Source organism: Parvibaculum sp. (assembly GCF_049651025.1).
Classification (GTDB): Bacteria; Pseudomonadota; Alphaproteobacteria; order Parvibaculales; family Parvibaculaceae; genus Parvibaculum.
Genome location: NZ_JBASBH010000044.1, coordinates 21,491 through 41,288, shown reverse-complemented (window position 1 = coordinate 41,288; position 19,798 = coordinate 21,491). Strand labels below are relative to the sequence as shown.

Annotated in this window: 19 protein-coding genes and 1 tRNA gene; 8 read left to right on the top strand and 12 right to left on the bottom strand. The window is 62.1% G+C overall.

Annotated features, from left to right (window positions below):
- Positions 1–23: 23 nt before the first annotated feature.
- The 6 genes from WA943_RS05745 to WA943_RS05720 all read right to left on the bottom strand — a co-directional run bounded on the left by WA943_RS05745 (position 24) and on the right by WA943_RS05720 (position 8,368).
- On the bottom strand, positions 24–731 hold the full coding sequence (locus WA943_RS05745; RefSeq protein WP_424468892.1) for a LolA family protein: 708 nt from the start codon (positions 729–731) through the stop codon (positions 24–26).
- Between the two features lie 138 nt (positions 732–869).
- Entirely contained in the window at positions 870–3,476 is a 2,607-nt protein-coding gene (locus WA943_RS05740; RefSeq protein WP_424468906.1) for a DNA translocase FtsK, read from the bottom strand.
- Positions 3,477–3,604: 128 nt separating this feature from the next.
- Complete coding sequence (locus WA943_RS05735; RefSeq protein WP_424468891.1) at positions 3,605–4,798, bottom strand: aminotransferase class I/II-fold pyridoxal phosphate-dependent enzyme; 1,194 nt, start codon at positions 4,796–4,798, stop codon at positions 3,605–3,607.
- 236 nt (positions 4,799–5,034) lie between these two features.
- Positions 5,035–6,273 carry an ammonium transporter gene (locus tag WA943_RS05730; RefSeq protein ID WP_424468890.1) on the bottom strand — a complete coding sequence of 413 codons (1,239 nt, stop codon included), beginning with the start codon at positions 6,271–6,273 and terminating at the stop codon, positions 5,035–5,037.
- A gap of 325 nt (positions 6,274–6,598) precedes the next feature.
- On the bottom strand, positions 6,599–6,937 hold the full coding sequence (locus tag WA943_RS05725) for a P-II family nitrogen regulator (RefSeq protein ID WP_424468889.1): 339 nt from the start codon (positions 6,935–6,937) through the stop codon (positions 6,599–6,601).
- 90 nt (positions 6,938–7,027) lie between these two features.
- Positions 7,028–8,368, bottom strand: coding sequence for an ammonium transporter (locus tag WA943_RS05720; protein ID WP_424468888.1), 1,341 nt, complete (start codon positions 8,366–8,368; stop codon positions 7,028–7,030).
- 59 nt (positions 8,369–8,427) lie between these two features.
- Here WA943_RS05720 and WA943_RS05715 point away from each other — a divergent pair, with 59 nt between their 5' ends.
- A complete protein-coding gene (locus WA943_RS05715) occupies positions 8,428–8,820 on the top strand; it encodes a hypothetical protein (protein ID WP_424468887.1) in 393 nt (130 codons plus the stop codon).
- Positions 8,780–10,999, top strand: coding sequence for a PQQ-dependent dehydrogenase, methanol/ethanol family (locus tag WA943_RS05710; RefSeq protein WP_424468886.1), 2,220 nt, complete (start codon positions 8,780–8,782; stop codon positions 10,997–10,999). Before WA943_RS05715 ends, WA943_RS05710 begins: the two co-directional genes overlap by 41 nt.
- A 175-nt stretch (positions 11,000–11,174) precedes the next feature.
- Here the strand turns inward: WA943_RS05710 and WA943_RS05705 are convergent, their stop codons facing one another.
- The gene (locus WA943_RS05705; RefSeq protein WP_424468885.1) at positions 11,175–12,542 is read right to left on the bottom strand and encodes an amidase; all 1,368 of its coding nucleotides are present in this window, start codon (positions 12,540–12,542) and stop codon (positions 11,175–11,177) included.
- A gap of 111 nt (positions 12,543–12,653) precedes the next feature.
- On the opposite strand from WA943_RS05705, the gene WA943_RS05700 reads away from it, so the two are divergent.
- Positions 12,654–13,886: an FAD-dependent monooxygenase gene (locus tag WA943_RS05700; RefSeq protein WP_424468884.1), complete on the top strand. Its 1,233-nt coding sequence runs from the start codon at positions 12,654–12,656 to the stop codon at positions 13,884–13,886.
- Positions 13,887–14,002: 116 nt separating this feature from the next.
- Here the strand turns inward: WA943_RS05700 and WA943_RS05695 are convergent, their stop codons facing one another.
- From WA943_RS05695 to WA943_RS05675, 5 genes are all read right to left on the bottom strand, one after another.
- Positions 14,003–14,368 carry a gamma-butyrobetaine hydroxylase-like domain-containing protein gene (locus WA943_RS05695; RefSeq protein ID WP_424468883.1) on the bottom strand — a complete coding sequence of 122 codons (366 nt, stop codon included), beginning with the start codon at positions 14,366–14,368 and terminating at the stop codon, positions 14,003–14,005.
- Positions 14,358–14,561: a Trm112 family protein gene (locus WA943_RS05690; RefSeq protein WP_424468882.1), complete on the bottom strand. Its 204-nt coding sequence runs from the start codon at positions 14,559–14,561 to the stop codon at positions 14,358–14,360. The genes WA943_RS05695 and WA943_RS05690 overlap by 11 nt, the downstream gene beginning before the upstream one ends.
- A 24-nt stretch (positions 14,562–14,585) precedes the next feature.
- Entirely contained in the window at positions 14,586–15,257 is a 672-nt protein-coding gene (locus tag WA943_RS05685) for an LON peptidase substrate-binding domain-containing protein (RefSeq protein WP_424468881.1), read from the bottom strand.
- A 20-nt stretch (positions 15,258–15,277) separates the two neighbouring features.
- A complete protein-coding gene (gene trxA, locus WA943_RS05680; protein ID WP_424468880.1) occupies positions 15,278–16,198 on the bottom strand; it encodes a thioredoxin in 921 nt (306 codons plus the stop codon).
- 121 nt (positions 16,199–16,319) lie between these two features.
- Positions 16,320–16,874, bottom strand: a complete 555-nt coding sequence (locus WA943_RS05675; RefSeq protein ID WP_424468879.1) for a prolyl-tRNA synthetase associated domain-containing protein — start codon at positions 16,872–16,874, stop codon at positions 16,320–16,322.
- Positions 16,875–16,987: 113 nt separating this feature from the next.
- Here WA943_RS05675 and WA943_RS05670 point away from each other — a divergent pair.
- The 5 genes from WA943_RS05670 (at position 16,988) to WA943_RS05650 (ending at position 19,711) form a co-directional block, all read left to right on the top strand.
- Positions 16,988–17,062, top strand: a tRNA-Gly gene (locus tag WA943_RS05670).
- Between the two features lie 182 nt (positions 17,063–17,244).
- The gene (locus WA943_RS05665) at positions 17,245–17,667 is read left to right on the top strand and encodes a GFA family protein (RefSeq protein ID WP_424468878.1); all 423 of its coding nucleotides are present in this window, start codon (positions 17,245–17,247) and stop codon (positions 17,665–17,667) included.
- Positions 17,668–17,694: 27 nt separating this feature from the next.
- Positions 17,695–18,072: a rhodanese-like domain-containing protein gene (locus WA943_RS05660; protein WP_424468877.1), complete on the top strand. Its 378-nt coding sequence runs from the start codon at positions 17,695–17,697 to the stop codon at positions 18,070–18,072.
- Positions 18,073–18,228: 156 nt separating this feature from the next.
- Complete coding sequence (gene purU, locus WA943_RS05655; protein WP_424468876.1) at positions 18,229–19,098, top strand: formyltetrahydrofolate deformylase; 870 nt, start codon at positions 18,229–18,231, stop codon at positions 19,096–19,098.
- Between the two features lie 118 nt (positions 19,099–19,216).
- Positions 19,217–19,711, top strand: a complete 495-nt coding sequence (locus WA943_RS05650; protein WP_424468875.1) for a YchJ family protein — start codon at positions 19,217–19,219, stop codon at positions 19,709–19,711.
- Positions 19,712–19,798: the final 87 nt, after the last annotated feature.

Sequence of the window (19,798 nt, the reverse complement as noted above, 5' to 3'; positions counted from 1 at the left end):
GCTGAAATCAGGCGTTTATTGGATTATTGGCGGCCGACGCCGGGACGCTGCTCGTCTTTCAGCACGAAAAGCGAATTATCGGCGCGGAGGCCCGACTGGATGCCACGCAGCGCAACCGTCGTTTGCAGGCCTTGCGCGTCGGTCACGATCCATTGGCGCAATTGCAGGCTCGGCTCATCGAAAACCAGCGTCAGGTCGCCCGGTGCATTGCCGCTCTTGTCCTGAAGTTTGACGCGCAGCACGCCGGGCTGGCGCTCGACGGAGAGCACGCGCACTTCCTCGGCAAGGTTCACGTGGTTCTGCAGCAAGATGCCGAGCGGCGTGGAGCCGAGCGGGTAGCGCTGCGTTGCCGAGAAGCCGTCCTTCACCGCCACCCAGACGCCATCGGCGACGACGAGCATTTTCTCGGGCGGCGTATATTCAAAACGCAGGCGGCCGGGGCGGCGCAGATAGAACTTTCCTTCGGCTAGCGATCCGTCCGGCCCGACTTGCAGAAACTGGCCCTGCATGTCGCTGAGGCCGGAGAGATAGGCGCTGACGCGGTCGAGATCGGCTTTGTCGTCGGCGGAGAGCGGTTGCGCCTTCAGGCTGCGCGCGCCCGACATTTCTGCCGCATGAGCCTGTCGGCTTCCCGCCATCGCAATGGCGAGCGCCAGCATGCCAAGGCCGACAAGCGCTGCTGCGGCGAGCGTCATCTGGCGAATACGGCGGCTTTGATCAAGGTTTCTCATAGTCAAAAGCATGTGCGGCCTTTGTGGCAAAAAGAAGAGTTTGCTCGGGCGCTCCGGAGGCGTTTTGGAGAAGAATGGCGGACGGATCAATTTTGAGAGCGGGCTGTTGCTACAATACCGCACGCTTGCCTCAAGCCTTTAGTGATCGCCGACGAGAACCTCTCGCTTGCCTGAATGATTGGGTGCGCTGACGACGCCCTGTTCTTCCATAAGCTCGATCAAACGCGCGGCGCGATTGTAGCCGATCTGCAAACGGCGCTGGATGTAGCTCGTCGAGGCGCGCTTGTCGCGGGCAACGATGGCGACCGCCTTGTCGTAGAGATCGTCGCCGGAACCCGGTTCGCCGTCGAGGCCGAACATGTCGGGGCCGCCTTCTTCGGGCTCCGCTGTGATCGCTTCGAGATATTCCGGCACGCCTTGCTTCTTCAGGAAGGTCACGACCTTCTCGACTTCATCGTCGGAAACGAAAGGCCCGTGCACGCGGCGAATGCGGCCGCCGCCCGCCATGTAGAGCATGTCGCCTTGTCCGAGAAGCTGCTCGGCGCCTTGCTCGCCCAGAATGGTGCGGCTGTCGATCTTCGACGTCACCTGGAAGGAAATGCGCGTCGGGAAGTTCGCCTTGATCGTGCCGGTGATGACGTCCACCGAGGGACGCTGCGTTGCCGTGATGATGTGGATGCCTGCCGCGCGCGCCATCTGCGCAAGGCGTTGCACCGCGCCTTCGATTTCCTTGCCCGCGACCATCATCAGGTCGGCCATCTCGTCTACGATGACGACGATGAAGGGCATGGGCGAGAGGTCCATCTCTTCTTCTTCGTAGATCGCCTTGCCGGTTTCGCGATCGAAGCCCGTCTGCACGGTGCGCACCAGCACCTCGCCCTTGGCGTCGGCATCGATGACGCGGGTATTATAGCCGTCGATATTCCGCACACCGACTTTCGACATCTTGCGATAGCGGTCTTCCATCTCCTTGACGACCCATTTCAGGGCGACGACGGCTTTCTTCGGTTCCGTGACCACGGGCGCGAGAAGATGCGGGATGCCGTCATAGACGGAGAGTTCCAGCATCTTCGGATCGATCATGATGAGTTTGCATTGATCGGGTGAGAGCCGGTAGAGGATCGACAGGATCATCGTGTTGATGCCGACCGACTTGCCCGAGCCGGTGGTGCCTGCGATCAGCAGATGGGGCATGCGCGCGAGATCGGAGATCACGGCTTCGCCGCCGATATTCTTGCCGAGCGCGAGGGCGAGTTTCTGCGACGAGCTTTCATAGTCCGCCGTTTCCAGCAGCTCGCGCAGATAGACCATTTCGCGACGTGCATTGGGCAGCTCGATGCCGATAACGTTGCGGCCGGGCACGACGGCGACGCGAGCGGAAACCGCACTCATCGAACGGGCAATGTCGTCGGCCAGCGCAATGACGCGCGACGATTTGATGCCCGGTGCCGGTTCAAGCTCGTACAGCGTGACGACGGGGCCGGGGCGCACATTGATGATCTCGCCGCGAATGCCGAAATCGTCGAGCACAGATTCGAGCAGGCGGGCGTTCTGCTCAAACGACTCGTCGGTGATTTTCTGCGGCGCGGCAGGTTTGGGTTTGGACAGCAGGCTCAGCGGCGGAAGCTGGTAATCGCTTGCCGGTTCGAGCGGCAGTTTCGGCTGCGCTTCACGCACGGCGCGCTTTGACGGCTTGGTGATTTTCGGCGCGGTGCGGCTGACGCGCGGACCCGGTTTACCGTCGAGCTTCGGTTCACGGCGGCCAGCGCCAAGGGCGCGGCGCGGGTTCTCGCTTTCGTCCTCGTCGTCGTCTTCCTCGTCTTCGTAATTGGCGTCGACGTCATCGTCCACGAGATCGTCGTCGGCGATGCGGCGCTTGTTGAAGCCGCCGCCGCCGAGGCGCGCGATGGCGATTTCTTCAGGCGTGAGCGCGCCATATTCGCCCTGGCGCATCAGGCGGTCGCGCAAATCGGTGAGGCGGTCGGTGAGTGCCCAGAAAGCGACGCGCATGCGGCTCGGTTCGACATCGGGACGGCGCGGGAGACGCGATGCGCCGCGACCGCGCCGGGCGGGCGGCGCTTCTTCTATCTCGGCTTGCGCGCCGCGACGGCGGCGTTGCAGCGGATAGCTCAGCGTTTCCTCTTCCTCTTCTTCGTCCTCATCAACGACACGCCAGACGGCGGCGCGTTGCGCCCAGCCGGTGATTTGCGCGACTTCAAGATCGGCGGCGAAGAGCACGAGCCATGCGGCGAGCGGCGCCGCGATGAGCGCGGTCAGCGTATAGGCAAGGCTGCGGCCAATGAAGGGAGCGAAGACGTCGAGGCCGAGATCGGCAATGGAGTGGCCCAGAACGCCGCCGATGCCGGGATGGGTGGAGAGCGACCAGTATTTGACGACCGGCAGCGTGCCGAGAAAGGCCGCGGCGAAAAGCGTTGCCGCAAAGCAGGCGGCGACGCGAAGCACGGGCCGCGTCGGCAGATTATGCGTGGCGATACGCACGCCCCAGGCGATTGTCGGCAGAAGGAGGACGAGCGCGGCAATTCCAAGCGCCTGCAAAAGCACGTCGGAAATATGTGCGCCCCAAAGGCCCATCCAGTTGCTGGCTGCAGCGCCGGTGGCGTTGTTCCAGCTCGGATCGCTGCGCGACCAGCTCATCAGCGCAAGCAGGCTGAAGAGGCCGAGCCCGACGAGGCTCGCACCTGCCAGTTCTTCCAGACGCCGGCTGACGAAGACGCGAACGCCCATCGGCAGCCAGGCGAGCGGGTTGGGCAACCTCACAGGGAACCTCCAGCCTTGCCGTGACGGCGGTTTCTTTGCCGTCCTTTTCGTCGCGGGTTTCTTTGCAACGGATCGGCCACGTGCGGCGCTGCCGATCACAGAATCTCCGCCATGCGCTTCAATGCTTCCTCGGTTCTGGCCTCGTCCTCGACGAGAGCCACGCGAATATAGGCGGCGCCGGGATTGCCGGAATCACCTGTGCTTTTCATATTGGAATCTTCGCGCGAGAGATATGCGCCCGGCAAGACCTTGACGCCTGCTTTCGCCCAAAGCTCGCGCGCCGCTTTTTCGCCGTCGCCGACATCGAGCCAGAGAAAAAATCCACCAGCCGGGCGATAGAAGCCCAGTCGATTGCCGAAGACGCGCTCTGCCGCGTCGATCTTGCGGCGATAGCGTGCACGGTTTTCGGCGACGTGGCTTTCCTCGCGCCAGGCAGCGGCAGAGGCGGCCATCAGCGGCAATGGCACTTGCGGCGCGCCGATGTTTCGGAAATTGCGGAAGCGGATCATGAAATCGCGATCGCCCGCGCAGAAGCCCGAACGCAGGCCCGGAAGGCTGGAGCGTTTGGAGAGCGAGTGAAAGACGATCAGATTGTCGAGCGTGCCGGACAGTTCGATGGCCGCTTGCAGCGCGCCCGCGGGCGGCTCGCGGTCATAGATCTCGGCGTAGCATTCATCGACCGCCAGCAGGAAGCTGTGCTTGCGCGCGAGGCGCAGCAGGTCTTTCAGATAATCGAGGCTCGCGACCGCGCCTTGCGGGTTTGCCGGGCTGCACACATAGATCATGGCAGTGCGGGCGAGCAGCTCTTCGGGCAGGTCCGCAAAATCGGGCATGAAGCCGTTTTCGCGGGTGGCCGCGACATAGATGGGCTCTGCACCGGCGGCGAGGGCGGCTGCCGCATAGCATTGATAAAAGGGGTTCGGCATCAGGATCGCGGGGCGCTGGCCTTGCTTCGACAGCGGCGTTGCGACGAAGGCGACGTTGAAAAGGGCCTCGCGCGTGCCGTTGACCGGCAGGATCTGATGCTCGGGATCGAGCGGCTTCCCGGTTCCAATGACGTCGCCAAGCCCGTAGCGGCGAGCCAGCCAGTCGGCCACGGCGGCGCGGAAATCGGGCGTGCCGGCAATCGGCGGATATTTGCCGAATTCCCTGGCATGGGCGGTGATCGTCTCGGTGACGAAATCGGGGAAGGGATGTTGCGGCTCGCCCAGCGACATGATGATGGGCGGCTTGCCGGGGGCAATGCCCTCGATCAACGCGTTGAGGCGCGGAAATGGAGAATCCGGCAAGGACTCCAAACGGTTATGCGTCAAATCAGGCGCGGGCAAAGCGCGGCATCCCTTGGGGCTCGGCACGCTGTTCAGCGCGGCATGGTTAAGCTGGCGCGATCTTACCGGCGTCGCCGGGGACGGTCCAGTTGGTTGGCGAGGCTCGATCGGTGGAAAAACCTGTGGAGTCTCCGCAACTTATCCACACAATTGGAAGCAATTCCTTAATCTTCGGTTAACCGTGATGCCTTTGGGCCCTAGCGGGTGGGAAGTTCGGCCTCCGGATTTGCCCCGATCTTGTGGATGGAGAGGTCTGCGCCGCGATGTTCCTCCTCGGCGCTGAGGCGAATGCCGACAGTCTGGCGCAGCAGGCCATAGACGATGAGGCCTGCGATGAGGGCATAGGTCGCGCCGCTCAACGAGCCGATGAGCTGGCTCGCAAAGGAGACGCCGCCGAGGCCGCCAAGGCTTGCATGGCCGAAAATCCCGCAGGCAATGCCGCCCCAGAGCCCGCAAAGCCCATGCAGCGACCAGACGCCGAGCACGTCGTCGATCTTGAGCTTGCGCTGGCTCCATTCAAACATGACGACGAAAAGGGCGCCCGCGACGCCGCCCGTGATGAGGGCGCCGATGGGGTGCATGACGTCGGAACCTGCGCAAACGGCGACGAGGCCCGCCAGCGCGCCGTTATGGGTGAAGCCCGGATCGTTCTGCCCGATGACGAGGGCGGCCAGAATGCCGCCGACCATCGCCATCAGCGAATTCATGGCGACGAGGCCGGAGATGGTTTCGAGCGAGCCCGCCGACATGACGTTGAACCCGAACCAGCCGATGCATAGCAGCCATGAGCCGAGCGCGAGCCAGGGGATCGAGGAGGGCGGAAAGGCGACAAGGCGGCCGTCTTTCGTGTAGCGCCCGCGCCGTTGCCCGAGCATCACGACCGCGCCGAGGGCGAGCCAGCCGCCAACCGCGTGGACGACGACGGAGCCCGCAAAATCATGGAAGGGCGCGCCGAAGCTCGCGGTGAGCCATGCCTGAAGGCCCAGATTGCCGTGCCAGGTCAGGCCCTCGAAGAAGGGATAGATGAGGCCGACGATGATCGCGGTGGCGGCGGCCTGCGGCCAGAAGCGGGCGCGCTCGGCGATGCCGCCGGAGATGATCGCCGGGATTGCGGCGGCGAAGGTCAACAGGAAGAAGAATTTGACGAGGTCGCGACCTTGGGGCGCGAAGGCGCCGCCTTCATTGCCGTTGAGCGTTGCGGCATTGACGAAGAAGTGGATGCCGTAGGCGACCCCGTAGCCGATGAAGAAATAGGCGATGGTCGAGACGGCGAAATCGACGAGGATTTTGACGAGCGCGTTGACCTGGTTCTTGTGGCGCACCGTGCCGACTTCGAGAAAGGCGAAGCCGGAATGCATCGCGAAGACGAGGATGGCACCCATTAAAATGAAAAAGACATCGGCGCCGTTGGCGGCACCGGCTATGGCCGGATTCATTATGTTTCCCCCTGTCGCGCCTCTGATCGGGGCGAGGTGGTCGGCCGCATTTGGAAAAGTCAGCGGCAGCGGCTTCCGTGATTGTCCATATGCACAATCAAGCGCCGTGCCAGATGGGTTGCCGGTTATTTCAGCAGAAAATCCGGGTGGGATCGGCGCGGTTATCTGCGCCGCACAGGGCAGGCGAGGCCGGGGCCGCTCAAGAAGCGGTCACACTTATTGGGCAAACGGCGCGAAAGCAGGCAGAAAATGAGCCCGGGCGAGGAGGTCGTCCCGGGCTCCAAGGTGTGGCGCGTCTCAGGGAACGCGCCGGGGGGAGGGTTGGTCAGATGGCTTCATCGTTGGTTTCGCCGGTGCGGATGCGCAGCGCCTGCTCCACAGGCACGACGAAGACCTTGCCGTCGCCGATATTGCCGGTCTTTGCCGCGCCGCTGATGGCGGCGATGGTTCTGTCGACGAGATTTGAGGCAACGACGACTTCGATCTTGAGTTTGGGCAGGAAGTTCACTGCATATTCCGCACCGCGATAGATTTCCGTCTGTCCCTTCTGGCGGCCATAGCCTTTGACCTCGGTGACGGTCAGGCCCTCTATGCCGAGCGCGGTCAGGGCCTCGCGGACTTCGTCGAGCTTGAACGGCTTCACAATTGCCATGACGAGTTTCATTTCAGTGTCCTCATTTGTTTGGCGCGGGGCTTTTAAAAAGGGCGCTCATTCCAGCTTGAGAAGAGCGCCCTTTCCGGTCCTTGCGCGGCGTTACTGAACCGTCTCGCCGTGGAGGTTGATGTCGAGGCCTTCGATTTCTTCCTGCGGCGTGACGCGCAGGCCGAAGAAAGCCTTGGTGATCATCAGCAGGACGAAGGTGCCGATGCCCGACCAGACCAGCGTGAAGCCGATGCCCTTGATCTGCACCATGATCTGGGCCCAGTTGCCGTCGATGCCGCCGACCGGCGTCGTGGCCCCGGTGACGGCCATGGTCGCGAAGACGCCGGTGAGAACCGCGCCGACGATGCCGCCCACGCCATGGACGCCGAAGACGTCGAGGGCGTCGTCATAGCCCAGCGCGCGCTTCACACTTGTCGACGCGATGAAGCAGATGACGCCAGCGGCAAGGCCGATCCAGAGTGCGCCCGAGGGCGTGACGAAGCCTGCGGCAGGCGTGATTGCGACGAGGCCCGCCACCGCGCCTGAGCACATGCCCAGAAGCGTCGGCTTCTTGTGGACGATCCATTCGGCGAACATCCAGCCCAGAGCCGCCGTGCCTGTTGCAACCTGCGTTGCGACCATGGCGAAGGAGGCGCGGCCGTCAGCGGCAAGTTCCGAACCCGCATTGAAGCCGAACCAGCCCACCCACAGAAGCGATGTACCGATCATGGTCAGCACGACATTGTGGGGCGCCATGTTCTCGTGGCCGTAGCCCTTGCGCGGGCCGAGCACGAGGCAGGTGACGAGGCCCGCAATACCGGCATTGATGTGAACGACCGTGCCGCCTGCAAAGTCGAGCACGCCGGCGCTGCCGAGGAAACCGCCGCCCCACACCCAATGCGCGATCGGCGCATAGATGAAGATCAGCCAAAGCGACATGAAGACGATGAGCGAGGAGAACTTCATGCGATCGGCGAAGGCGCCCGTGATGAGCGCGGGCGTGATGATCGCGAAGGTCATCTGAAAGACCATGAAGAGGCTTTCGGGGATCGTGCCCGAAAGTGCGTTCACATCAAGGCCGTGGAGGAACATGCGATCGAAGCCGCCGATATAGGCGTTCATCGCTTCGCTGGGGTTGGTGCGGAAGGCCAGCGAATAGCCGATGACCACCCACAAGACCGTCATTATACAGACGATGACGAAGTTCTGCGCGCTCATCGTGACGACGTTCTTCTTGCGAACCATGCCACCATAGAAGAGTGCGAGGCCGGGGATCGTCATCAGCAGCACAAGGGCTGTCGATGTCAGCATCCAGGCGGTGTTGCCGCTGTCGAGCTTCGGCGCCGTATCGGCAAAGGCGCTTCCGACAGAGGCCAGAAGCGTCAGCGCCGTCGCTGTGGCTCCCAAGGGGATCTTTCGTAAAACCCCCGCTCCAATTCCTGTCCCAATCATCCGTCTCTCCATTGACTGCCAGGTCACTGCTCCCGGCTTGAAGCTCTGAACACCTTGTCATGCGCGTCCTGCAGGGCGCATCTCGGCATTTCAGACTTTTCATTCTCAAGAACCGTGCCGAATGGAAGAAAATCTATAATCTATTGATTCCGCTTATGTATTTCAGGCAGCGGGGAAGGATCGAGCATTCCTGCGGTTTGAAAACAGCTCAAAAAACAGGCAAACAAAATCAGGTGCCTATTTTTTCATCCGCTCAGTTCGGGCGAGGTGAAAAGCGGTTCGGTTTGGCTGGCTTTCACGGCTCAAAAGCTTCCGATAAGCTTTCCGGCGATGCGAGGGGGCCGCATAAGAGCCCCCCAGAATCGGATCGTCGGGAATGCGGTCCGCAGGGAACAGGGAACAGGGGAGCTCATGGCTCAATCTTCAGTCAGCATATGGCCGAGGGCGCTTAGCGTCGCGGTCTGCGCGGCGCTTGTCGTCGGCGTCGGTATTGCCGCGGTTAAATCTCGCGGCGATGGACATGGCGCTTCGAGTGTCGCAGTCGGCGAGCCTTTGCCGAATGGTCAGTCTACAGAGAAATCAGCGTCGCGGCCCGCCGCCGATATCGATGCCGCGCGGCTTGCCAATGCCGATAGCGAGCCCGGCAATTGGCTCGGGCATGGACGCACCTATGACGAGCAGCGCTTTTCGCCGCTCGATCAGATCAACGATAAGAATGTCGGCCAGCTCGGTCTGGACTGGGCACTCGACACCGACACGACACGCGGCCTCGAAGCCTCGCCCATCGTTGTCGATGGCGTCATGTATGTGACGCTGACATGGGGCGTCACCATTGCGGTGGATGCGCGGTCCGGCAAGGAACTCTGGCGCTTCGATCCTGAAGTGCCCGGCGAGTGGGGCCGCTATGGTTGCTGCGACGTCGTCAATCGCGGCGCGGCTGTCTGGAAGGGCCGTGTTTATGTCGCGAGCTTTGACGGACATTTGTTCGCGCTCGACGCGAAGGATGGCTCGGTCGTCTGGAAGGTCAACACGGTTCCGGGCGCGCCCTATACGTCGACGGGCGCACCGCGCATCGTCAACGACAAGGTCATCATCGGCAATGGCGGCGCGGAATATGGCGTGCGCGGCTATGTCACCGCTTACGATACCGAGACCGGCAAGCAGGTCTGGCGTTTCTATACGGTGCCGGGCGATCCGTCGCTGCCGGTTGAAAATCCGGAACTGACCAAAGCCATTCCGACATGGAAGGGCGGCGAGTGGTGGAAGCTTGGCGGCGGCGGCACGGCCTGGGACTCCATGGTCTATGACGTCAAGTCCAACACGATCTTCATCGGCACCGGCAATGGTTCGCCCTGGACGCGCGAAATTCGTTCGCCCGGCGGCGGCGACAATCTCTATCTCTCGTCGGTGGTCGCGCTCGATCCCGATACCGGCAAGATGAAGTGGTATTATCAGGAGACGCCCGGCGACAACTGGGACTACACCTCGACGCAGCCGCTGATGATTGCCGATCTGGAGATCGACGGTAAGCAGCGTCACGTGCTGATGCATGCGCCGAAGAACGGCTTCTTCTACGTTCTCGACGTCGAGACGGGCGAACTCATCTCCGCCAATAATTATGCGATCACGACCTGGGCGACGCATGTCGATCTCAAGACAGGTCGTCCCGTCGAGAATCCCGAGCTTGCCTATGACAAGACGGGTCAATGGGTGCAGCCGTCGGCCAATGGTGCGCATAACTGGCACCCGATGGCCTACAACCCGAAGACCGGCCTCGTTTACATTCCCGTTCAGGAATTGCCGCTCTTCTATTCGCTCAGTCAGGAATGGAAAACCAAGCATCACTACACGCCGGAAAAGAACTGGTGGAATCTTGGCCTGTCCTATGCCGATCTCGTCGATGCGGTGAAGGCGCTGGGCGACGTGCCGCCGTCCAATGGTTATCTGCGCGCATGGGATCCCGTGGCGGGCAAGGTGAAGTGGGAGGTAACCTATCCCGCGCCGCTAAATGGCGGTGTACTGACGACTGCGGGCAATCTCGTTTTCCAGGGTACGGCGGACGGGCATCTCTATGCCTATAAGGCCGACACCGGCGAGAAGGTCTGGTCGAAGGACATCCAGACCGGCGTCGTTGCCCCGCCCGTCACCTATGAGGTTGACGGCGTGCAATATGTTGCGGTGCTCGCGGGCTGGGGTGGCGTCAACATCACCAGCGGCGATGCGCGCACGTCAGCGGCGGCGAAATACGGCAATCAGGGCAAGCTGCTCGTCTACAAGATCGGTGGCACGGCAGAGCTTCAGAAGCTCGCGCTGCGCGACCAGACGATCCCGGCATGGCCTGCATTGACGGCGGACGATGCGACGATCCGCAAGGGCGAAGTATCGTTCCAGCAGCATTGCGCTTTCTGCCACGGCACGCTGGCGGTCAGCCCCGGCGTCATCCCCGATCTGCGGCGCAGCAATGAGAATACGCGCGCGCATTTCCAGGACATCGTGCGCGGCGGCATGCTGAGGGATAACGGCATGGCAAGCTTCGCCGACCTCATCTCGGAAGAAGAGGCCGATGCGATCCTGTCCTATATCCAGAAGCGTGCGATTGAAGACCGTGCGCGTCAGGCGCCTGTGAGATAGGGCGCCACAGAAGTCGATGAGAATTGGGGCGGACAAATTGTCCGCCCCTTTTTATTCCATCTATTGATGTCACCCCGGGCCCGTCCCGGGGTCCAGGGTCGCGTACTCTGCGCTTGAGGCTCCTGGACCCCGGCACAAGGCCGGGGTGACAACCATTGGTAATGTCGGGCCTCGCCTAACCCTCGTGCAGTGCTTTCTCTACCGCTCTGGCGATGCGCAGCAATCTTTCCTCCGTATGAGGATGGCTCTGCAGCATCAGGCCGACGGGGATGCCGTGTTCGTCATAGCCTGCGGGCAGGCTGATCGCGCAGAGGCCTAGCTGGTTGCCGATGGTCGTGTTGCGAAGCGCCATGCGGTTCGCCTTGAAATATTCAGGCCCGCCTGCTTCGAGTTTTGAAATCGGTGGCGGCGTGATCGCAACGGTCGGCATCAGCACCGCATCGATGCCAGCGGTCGCCGCGAGATAGCGTTGCGTGATTTCGTGGCGGCGCGCATCGGTATTCAGCAGATCGCCAGCCTTTATGTCGGCGCCCGCCATCACGCGGTCGAAGACCGGGGGATAGATGTCATCCTTGTTGGCATGCAGCGTATCGGCCCAGCGCGCATAGGCTTCGGCGACGAGACGGCTTGCGCCGCCGCCCCATGCGAGCGCGTCGATCTCGTCAAGCTCCGGCAATTTGTGTTCGACGATCCGCGCGCCTGCGTGAAGCAGTTTGCGGATGGCCTGATCGAGCGCGGTGGCGACGCCTTCGCCGAGTTCCGACCAGGCAACGCCGCCCGGCAGCAGGAAGGTGACGCCCTTGAGTTGACCGCCTTCGATATCTATCGGCTTTGAACCATTGAGCAATGAAAAAAGCGCGGCGGCATCGGCGACGTCACGGGCGAGCGGGCCGATCGTGTCGAATGTCGGTGAAAGCGGCAGCGTTCCCGTGAGCGGCACACGGCCTGCTGTCGTCTTGAGGCCGACGAGACCGTTCCAGGCGGCGGGGATGCGCACGGAGCCGCCCGTGTCGGTTCCGATTGCGCCCGTGGCAAGGCCGCGCGCGAGCGAGATGGCAGCGCCCGACGACGAGCCGCCCGGCACGCGCTCGATCCCTTCGTCGAAGGCGTTGGCGGGTGTGCCGCATTTCGGATTTATGCCGAGGCCGGAAAAGGCGAACTCCGTCATCGTCGTCTTGCCGAGGCAGACGGCGCCTGCGCGCGTGGCGCGCGCCAGCGTTTCGGCGTCATGGGTCGGGACGCGGTTTTTCAGCGAGAGCGAACCTGCCGCCGTCACCGTTCCGGCGCTGTCGAAAAGGTCTTTCCATGAAAGCGGCACGCCGTCGAGCGGGTGGCGGCGCAACCCGCGTCTTGCGCGGTCGGTTGCGGCGTCGGCTTCGGCGCGGGCGCGGGCCTCAGTCAATCGCGCATAAATGCGGCGATCGGGGTCCAGCGCCTCTGCACGGGCGAGAAAAAACTCGGTCACGTCGCGGGGGCTTGCATCGCCTCTCTCGAACAGAGAACCGAGCGTCAGCGCCGTTGTCTTTTCAGTGAAATTCGCCATGGCCTCGCCTCCCGCCGTTTTGCGTGAGAGTAGGCAAGGGGTGGCCCCGCGTCCATTGGCCATCGCTGCGAAAGCTGGACTTTCGGGTCCATCCGTTGGACTCTGCGCTTCATGGAAAAAGCGGATTATGAGAGCGATATTCTGATCGTCGGCGGCGGGCTTGCGGGCATGCCGCTGGCGCTTGCGCTGGCGCAGGGTGGCTTGAGCGTCACGCTGGTCGATGCGCTCGATCCGGCGACCGCGACGGGCGCGGGTTTCGACGGGCGCGTCTCGGCCATCGCGTTTTCGTCCTGCCGCATGCTGGCACAGCTTGGCGTCATCAAGCATCTCGCCGGGCAGATGCAGCCGATCAACGACATTGTGGTGTCGGACGGGCGCGTGCGCGGGCCCGGCTCATCGCTCTTTCTGCATTTCGATCATAGGGAGATCGGCGACGAGCCGCTCGGCCATCTGATCGAGAACCGGCATTTGCGGATTGCGCTGCAAAAGGCGGTTGAGGAAACACTGGGCGTGCGCCTCATCGCGCCCAATGCGGTGAAACAGATTTCCTATGGCGCGGCGGCTGTCGCGACACTTGCCGATGGATCGACGGTGAAGGCGCGCGTCTGCTTTGCCGCAGATGGACGCGGCTCGCCAACGCGCAATGCGGCGGGCATCAAGACAGTCGGCTGGGACTATGGCCAGACGGGCATCGTGACGACGGTCGAGCATGAGCGGCCGCATGAGGGCGTGGCGCAGGAATATTTTCTGCCGGGCGGTCCCTTTGCCATTCTGCCGATGGTCGGCAATCGCGCCTCGCTCGTCTGGACTGAACGTCACGAGGATGCGAAGGCGATACTGGCGCTCGACGATGCGGCCTTCGCCGATGAGATGCGTGCTCGCTTCGGCGATTATCTTGGAGCGTGTCGCCCGGTCGGGCCGCGCTGGTCTTATCCTTTGTCGCTGCAGCTTGCGCGAGACTATGTGCGCCCGCGTCTTGCGCTGGTGGGCGATGCCGCTCATGCGATCCATCCGATTGCGGGGCAGGGGCTCAATCTCGGCTGGCGCGATGTGGCGGCTGCGGCTCAGGTCGTGATCGAGGCGGCGCGGCTCGGTCAGGATATCGGCGCGCTCGATGTGCTGGAGCGCTATCAGCGCTGGCGGCGTTTCGACAATGTATCGCTGTCGCTGCTGATGGACGGGATGAACCGGCTATTCTCAAACGATATCGGGCCGCTGCGCCTTGTGCGCGATCTCGGTCTCGGCGCGGTCAACCTGATGGGCCCGGCGCGTCGTCTGTTCATGCGCCATGCGGGCGGCTCGGTCGGCGATCTGCCGAGGCTGTTGCGAGGCGAGGCTATCTGAGGATCGCCATTTATTGCGCTGTCACCCCGGCCTTGTGCCGGGGTCCAGTAGCGTCAAATTCTGAGCGTGCGGTCCCTGGATCCCGGTACAAGGCCGGGATGACAATGAATGGTGAGTCAGTCGCGCTTCAAGCCCTTGGCTTCCATCGCGCCCAGATACTCGCCCCAGATTTCTTCCCGCTCGCTGCCCAGACGGTAAAGCGTTTCCCAGGTGAAGAGGCCGCTGTCATGGCCGTCGCTAAAGATGATGCGCACGGCATAGTTGCCGACCGGCTCAAGCGCTTCGATCGTCACGTTGCGTTTGCCGGGCACGATGGTCTTGTTTCCGGTGCCGTGGCCCTGCACTTCAGCGGATGGGCTTTCGACGCGCAGATATTCGGCGGGGAGCGAAAAAGCCGTACCGTTCTCGAAGGTCACTTCGAGCAGGCGTTCGGATTTCTTCAGCTTGATTTCCGTGGGCCAGGGGCGGGCGTCATTCGTCATCGAGCGCGCGCGCCTCGTCGGCCAGCATGATCGGAATGCCGTCGCGGATCGGATAGGCAAGACGTGCCTTGTCCGAGATCAGCTCTTGATGCTCCCGGTCATAGCGCAGCGTCGTCTTGGTGACGGGGCAGACCAGAATTTCGAGAAGCTTCGGATCGACTTCTCCGCGTGTCTCCTGACGTCCTTCGGGCATAGGCGGTTCCTTGATCAAGAGGTCTTATTGAACGGTGGTTTCGTTCGGCGAGATTTGCTGAAGGGCGACTTCGGTGAGCGCGATCAACATCTGGTTGCGATCTTCAAGCGTCTTGGCTTCGAGCAGGGCCTGTTTCTCGCGCGGCCCGTAAGGGCTGATGAGCGAGAGCGAATTGACCAGCGCTTCGTTGGTCGAAAGTTTGATGGTGCGCCAGTCCGCCTGCAGCCCATGCGTTTCGAGATATTGCTTCAGAATATCGAGCAGGCGGTCGCGGCTCACATGGTCCGCGCCGAATTCCGGCTTGAGATCATCCGCGAATTCATTCCAGTCGACCGTGCACTGGCGATAGGGCGTCGTCGTTTCGAGTTCGCCGGTAATACGGAAACGCGAGATACCGGTCAGCGTGATGAGCGTGCGGCCGTCGGGCGTCTCGTTGTAGGAGGTGAGACGGCCCGCGCAGCCGATCTGCATCAGCGCCGGTTTCTCGTCATTGCCATGCGATGCCGCTTCGTCGGGCTGCACAAGGCCGATGATGCGCGCGCCGCGCAATACGTCGTCCACCATTTGCAGATAGCGCGGCTCAAAAATATTCAGCGGTACCTGACAGCGCGGCAGAAGCAGCACGCCGGAAAGCGGAAATACCGGGATGGTAGCGGGAAAGTCCGCGACGCTTTGATAGCGATCCGTCGATCCCATGACGATCTGAATTCCTTTATCTAGCTGAACAGGATTGATGACAGGCGACGTCGGCCAGACAGCGTCACTTCGTCTTTCGGGCCATAGGCATCGAAAAACTCGACGAGCTGCTTGCGGGCCGCCTGATCGTTCCAGTTGCGGTCATATTCAAAACTGATGAGAAGCTGATCGACCGCGCCTTCCTTGTCGCCTTTCGCGTTCAGTGCGAGGGCGAGCTGGAAGCGGGCGTCGTGATCCTTCCTGTTCTTTTCGATGCGGGCGAGAAGTTCGCCCGTGTCGCCGATGTCGGCGGATTTTTCGGCAAGCGAAAGGGCAGCCTCGGCGGCCTTGATCTCGGGATCGTTTTTCGCATCGGGGCGGACGAGGCCGAGCGTCTGGCGCGCGCGGTCGAAATCTCCGCTCTCGATATAGCAGCGCGCCAGACCGGCGACGGCAGAGGGAATGCCCGGTTCAAGCTGAATGGCGCCGGCGAAAGCCTGCGCGGCGGCTGCAAGGTCATGCGCCTCGAAGGCGGCGTGACCGGCTTCGATCATTTCCTCGGCGGGCGTCGGGCCGACGCCACCGGCAAGGCGTTCGATGAAGGCGCGGACCTGGCTTTCGGGCAGCGCGCCCATGAAGCCGTCGACCGGCTGGCCGTTCTTGAAGGCGAAAACGGCGGGGATCGACTGCACGCGCAATTGCTGGGCGACGGCAGGGTGCTCGTCGATGTTCATTTTGACGAGGCGTACAGCGCCTCTGGCGGCCAGCACGACTTTCTCGAGGATCGGTGTCAGTTGCTTGCAGGGACCGCACCATGGGGCCCAGAAATCGACGATGACGGGCACCTTCTCGGACGCGTCGAGAACGTCATGCGCGAAGGTTTGCGTCGTTGTGTCGATGATGAGGTCGGCAGCGGACGGTGCGCCGGGAGCGGCTGGGGTCTGTCCGATGATCTGGTCCATGTGTCTCGGCCCTGGCTGTGCGCGCCATGTCATGGCGACTGTCTCGCGTATTTCCCCAATGTGGGGACCGCCTCTTTTGGAAACAATGGTTTAGCGGCAGATTGCCCGCGCTTACAAGGCTTCAGTCGCTATCGCCGCTGCCCGCCGCCACGAGGTCGAGAATGATGGCCTCGTGGCCCGTCGCGCGCAAGACGGCGAGCAGATTGTCGCGGGAGATGGCTGTCGTCGCCCGATTGTCGAGCGGATGGTAGTGCAGGCGCTCATGGTCGAGCATCGGCGCATCGAGAACGACCGTTACGCGGGCAGGGCGGTCATTGACGAGCGAGAAGGGCGTGACGGAGCCCGGGCGCACGCCAAGCACCTCCCAAAGCAGGTCCGCATTGGCAAAAGACAGCCGCGCCGCGCCCAATGGCTTGCCGAGGCGGTTCAGCTTCAATTCGCGGTCTTCCAGCGTCACGACGAGGAAAAGCGCGCCTTTTTTGTCTTTCAGGAAAAGATTCTTGCAGTGGCCGCCCCCGGTCCAGGGTGCGCCCCACAAGGCGCGCGCCGCTCGCGCGTCCTCGACCGTGTGCAACGGCTCGTGTTCGCGGGTCTCGTGGGCGATGCCCTGCTTTTCCAGCCAGGCGAGAAAGGCTTCCTTCGTTGTGAGCTTTTCGATTTCAGGTGCGCTTTGCATGGTGATTTACTGGCATGAGCCCATGGGGCCCCGCAAGTTGCAGATAGTCACATATGTTGGAACTGACCCCTTGCATTGGCGAGTTCTATGGGTCATAAAGCGCGCCTTCGGATGCGGGTGTAGCTCAGGGGTAGAGCACAACCTTGCCAAGGTTGGGGTCGAGGGTTCGAATCCCTTCGCCCGCTCCAAAGTTTCCTAAAATCAGGAATGGAAAGCAGCCCGTTTACGGGCCGTTTCTATTTTTGTTTGCGTTCCGTGCGGCCGTGAGAAGCATCCGGCCTACCACGGACGGGCCTGTCGAGACGGCTTTTCATCGCGTCGATTTCTGTGTTCAATGACCTGCCTGACCGATGTGAACGGGGAGGAAGTCATGACACATGTTGGCAAATGCTTTTGCGGTGCGGTCGAACTGGAAGTCACCGGCTCGCCCGAGGCCATGGGCTATTGTCATTGCAGTTCCTGTCGTTCCTGGTCCGGTGGGCCTGTGAACGCTTTCAGCCTCTGGAAACCGGAGGCTGTGCGGGTGACCGCCGGAGCCGAGCATATTGCGACATTCCAGAAAACCGAGATGAGCCAGCGCCAGTATTGCTCAAAATGCGGCGGGCATCTGATGACCAATCATCCGCCGCTTGGCCTTGTGGACGTGTTTGCCGCGACGATTCCGACTTTTGATTTCGTTCCTGCCGTTCACGTCAATTATGCCGAGACGGTCCTGCGAATGCATGACGGACTGCCGAAGCTGAAAGACTTTCCGGCGGAGTTCGGCGGTTCGGGCGAGATGATCGCGGAATAAAGTGGACCTGAAGTTCAGGAGGGTGAGATGGCCGCAAGCGTCAAGCAAATGCTGGAGGCTGCAAACGCCGTGGTGCCGCGCCTTACGCCGAGCGAAGCGGGCGAAATGATCGCGCGGGGCAATGTACTGGTTGTGGATGTGCGCGACGCGCCGGAGGTGGCGCAGAGCGGCAAGGTTCGCGGCGCCATAAATGCTTCGCGCGGGATGCTGGAATTCCGCGCCGATCCTGAATCGCCGTATCACGACAAGAACTTCGCCAAGGACAAGACGCTTCTCCTTTATTGCGCCTCGGGCGGACGGTCGGCGCTGAGCGGCAAGGTGCTCAAGGAAATGGGCTATGCGAGCGTTTACAATCTCGGCGCGTTCAAGGACTGGCTTGAAAGCGGCGGCGCGGTTGAAAAGTGAGGCGGCCGGGCTGTCGCAGCGTTTTGGCGTTCAAAACCGGATTTCGTGGCCGGCTCCCGACAAGGGAGCAGAAGAGTATTTGGCTTCTGGCGTTTCCTGCCCTATGCGGAGTGTGAAACTATCCGCGCCAATTCAGAGGGCGAGTGAAGCGAGCAGATGTCCGACGTCGATAACCACTACATCCTGACCATTTCCTGCCCCGATGCCGTCGGCATTGTTGCCGCGGTTGCGGGGCTTCTTTCCGCTGAAAATCTTTTCATCACCGAATCCCATCATTTCGGCGATCCCGACACGAAGCGCTTTTTCATGCGCACGGTCTTTCATCCGGTCGAGCCGGGGGCTTTCGGACAGAAAAGTTTCGCCGAGAAATTCGAGCCGGTGGCGGCGCGTTTCGGCATGGAGTGGCGTCTCCATAATGTGGGCGTGAGGCCGTCTTTCCTGCTCATGGTTTCGCGGGCCGATCACTGCCTGAACGATCTACTCTATCGCTATCGCACCGATGCGCTGCGCATCCACATTCCCGCGATCGTGTCGAACCATCTCGACCTTGCGCCGCTTGCCCAGCAACATCGCATTCCCTTCTTCCATATCCCGGTGACGAAGGACACGAAGCCGGAGGCGGAGCAGCGCCTGCTTGAACTGGTGCAGGAGACAAAGGCGGAATTCGTCGTTCTTGCACGCTACATGCAGGTGCTGTCGGACGAGACATGCCGGGCGCTTGCCGGTCAGGCGGTCAATATTCACCACTCCTTCCTGCCGAGCTTCAAGGGCGCAAGGCCCTATCATCAGGCGCATGAGCGCGGGGTGAAGCTCATCGGGGCGACGGCGCATTTCGTGACCAGCGATCTCGATGAGGGGCCGATCATCGAGCAGCGCGTCGAGCCTGTGAGCCACACCACGACCGTCGATCAGATGATCGCAGCCGGTCGCGATGTCGAGGCGCTGGTGCTTGCCCGCGCTATTGCTGCGCTCGCCGCGCGCCGGGTTTTTCTGAATGGAATGCGCACTGTTGTGTTCGGCCAGTGAGGCGTTTGTCCGGCCGGGTTGCCGGTGATTTCCGCGAATATCGTCTGGCTCTCCCAAATTTTCCGTGGTACCGAGGCTTCGCTATTGGCGGCTTTTCCATGCCCGAACGAGGCTCTCGATGACCCTTCCCGACAAATGCCCCTGCACGTCCGGTAAATCTTTCGCCGATTGCTGCGGGCCTTTTCTCGATGGCAAGGCGCTGCCGCCGACCGCGGAGGCGCTGATGCGCTCGCGCTATTCGGCCTTTGCGACCGGCAATATCGACTATCTGGAAGAGTCGCTTATGCCCGGTACGCGGGGTGATTTCGATCGCGCCGCTGTCGGCGAGTGGTCGAAGTCGAGCGAGTGGACCGGGCTTCAGGTTCGCCATGTCGAAGCCGGCGGGGCGGGCGACGAAGAGGGCTATGTCGAGTTCGTGGCGCTTTTCCGTCAGGAAGGCACCGACCGTGTCCATCACGAGACGGGTCATTTCGGTCGCAAGGACGGGCGTTGGTACTATGTCGACGGCACCATGGGCATGCGGCCCCGCACCGTCGTGAAAATCGGCCGCAACGATCCCTGCACCTGCGGCTCGGGCAAGAAATACAAGAAGTGCTGCGGCGCAGCCGCCTGATCGGGCTTCGGTAAAGAACTTCTAAAGACTGGCGTTCTAGGCTTTCGTGAATTGCGCTGCATTTGCGGCGCGACAGCGGAACCAGAG

Bases quoted from the DNA above. Each gene is read 5' to 3' on its own strand.
- WA943_RS05715 (WP_424468887.1), top strand. From the start codon at position 8,428: ATGCGCGTCCTGCAGGGCGCATCTCGGCATTTCAGACTTTTCATTCTC.
- WA943_RS05730 (WP_424468890.1), bottom strand. From the start codon at position 6,273: ATGAATCCGGCCATAGCCGGTGCCGCCAACGGCGCCGATGTCTTTTTC.
- WA943_RS05665 (WP_424468878.1), top strand. From the start codon at position 17,245: ATGACACATGTTGGCAAATGCTTTTGCGGTGCGGTCGAACTGGAAGTC.
- WA943_RS05700 (WP_424468884.1), top strand. From the start codon at position 12,654: ATGGAAAAAGCGGATTATGAGAGCGATATTCTGATCGTCGGCGGCGGG.
- WA943_RS05675 (WP_424468879.1), bottom strand. From the start codon at position 16,874: ATGCAAAGCGCACCTGAAATCGAAAAGCTCACAACGAAGGAAGCCTTT.
- WA943_RS05720 (WP_424468888.1), bottom strand. From the start codon at position 8,368: ATGATTGGGACAGGAATTGGAGCGGGGGTTTTACGAAAGATCCCCTTG.
- WA943_RS05725 (WP_424468889.1), bottom strand. From the start codon at position 6,937: ATGAAACTCGTCATGGCAATTGTGAAGCCGTTCAAGCTCGACGAAGTC.
- WA943_RS05740 (WP_424468906.1), bottom strand. From the start codon at position 3,476: ATGGGCGTTCGCGTCTTCGTCAGCCGGCGTCTGGAAGAACTGGCAGGT.
- WA943_RS05705 (WP_424468885.1), bottom strand. From the start codon at position 12,542: ATGGCGAATTTCACTGAAAAGACAACGGCGCTGACGCTCGGTTCTCTG.
- WA943_RS05650 (WP_424468875.1), top strand. From the start codon at position 19,217: ATGACCCTTCCCGACAAATGCCCCTGCACGTCCGGTAAATCTTTCGCC.
- trxA (WP_424468880.1), bottom strand. From the start codon at position 16,198: ATGGACCAGATCATCGGACAGACCCCAGCCGCTCCCGGCGCACCGTCC.
- WA943_RS05695 (WP_424468883.1), bottom strand. From the start codon at position 14,368: ATGACGAATGACGCCCGCCCCTGGCCCACGGAAATCAAGCTGAAGAAA.
- WA943_RS05690 (WP_424468882.1), bottom strand. From the start codon at position 14,561: ATGCCCGAAGGACGTCAGGAGACACGCGGAGAAGTCGATCCGAAGCTT.
- WA943_RS05710 (WP_424468886.1), top strand. From the start codon at position 8,780: ATGGCTCAATCTTCAGTCAGCATATGGCCGAGGGCGCTTAGCGTCGCG.
- WA943_RS05685 (WP_424468881.1), bottom strand. From the start codon at position 15,257: ATGGGATCGACGGATCGCTATCAAAGCGTCGCGGACTTTCCCGCTACC.
- purU (WP_424468876.1), top strand. From the start codon at position 18,229: ATGTCCGACGTCGATAACCACTACATCCTGACCATTTCCTGCCCCGAT.
- WA943_RS05745 (WP_424468892.1), bottom strand. From the start codon at position 731: ATGAGAAACCTTGATCAAAGCCGCCGTATTCGCCAGATGACGCTCGCC.
- WA943_RS05660 (WP_424468877.1), top strand. From the start codon at position 17,695: ATGGCCGCAAGCGTCAAGCAAATGCTGGAGGCTGCAAACGCCGTGGTG.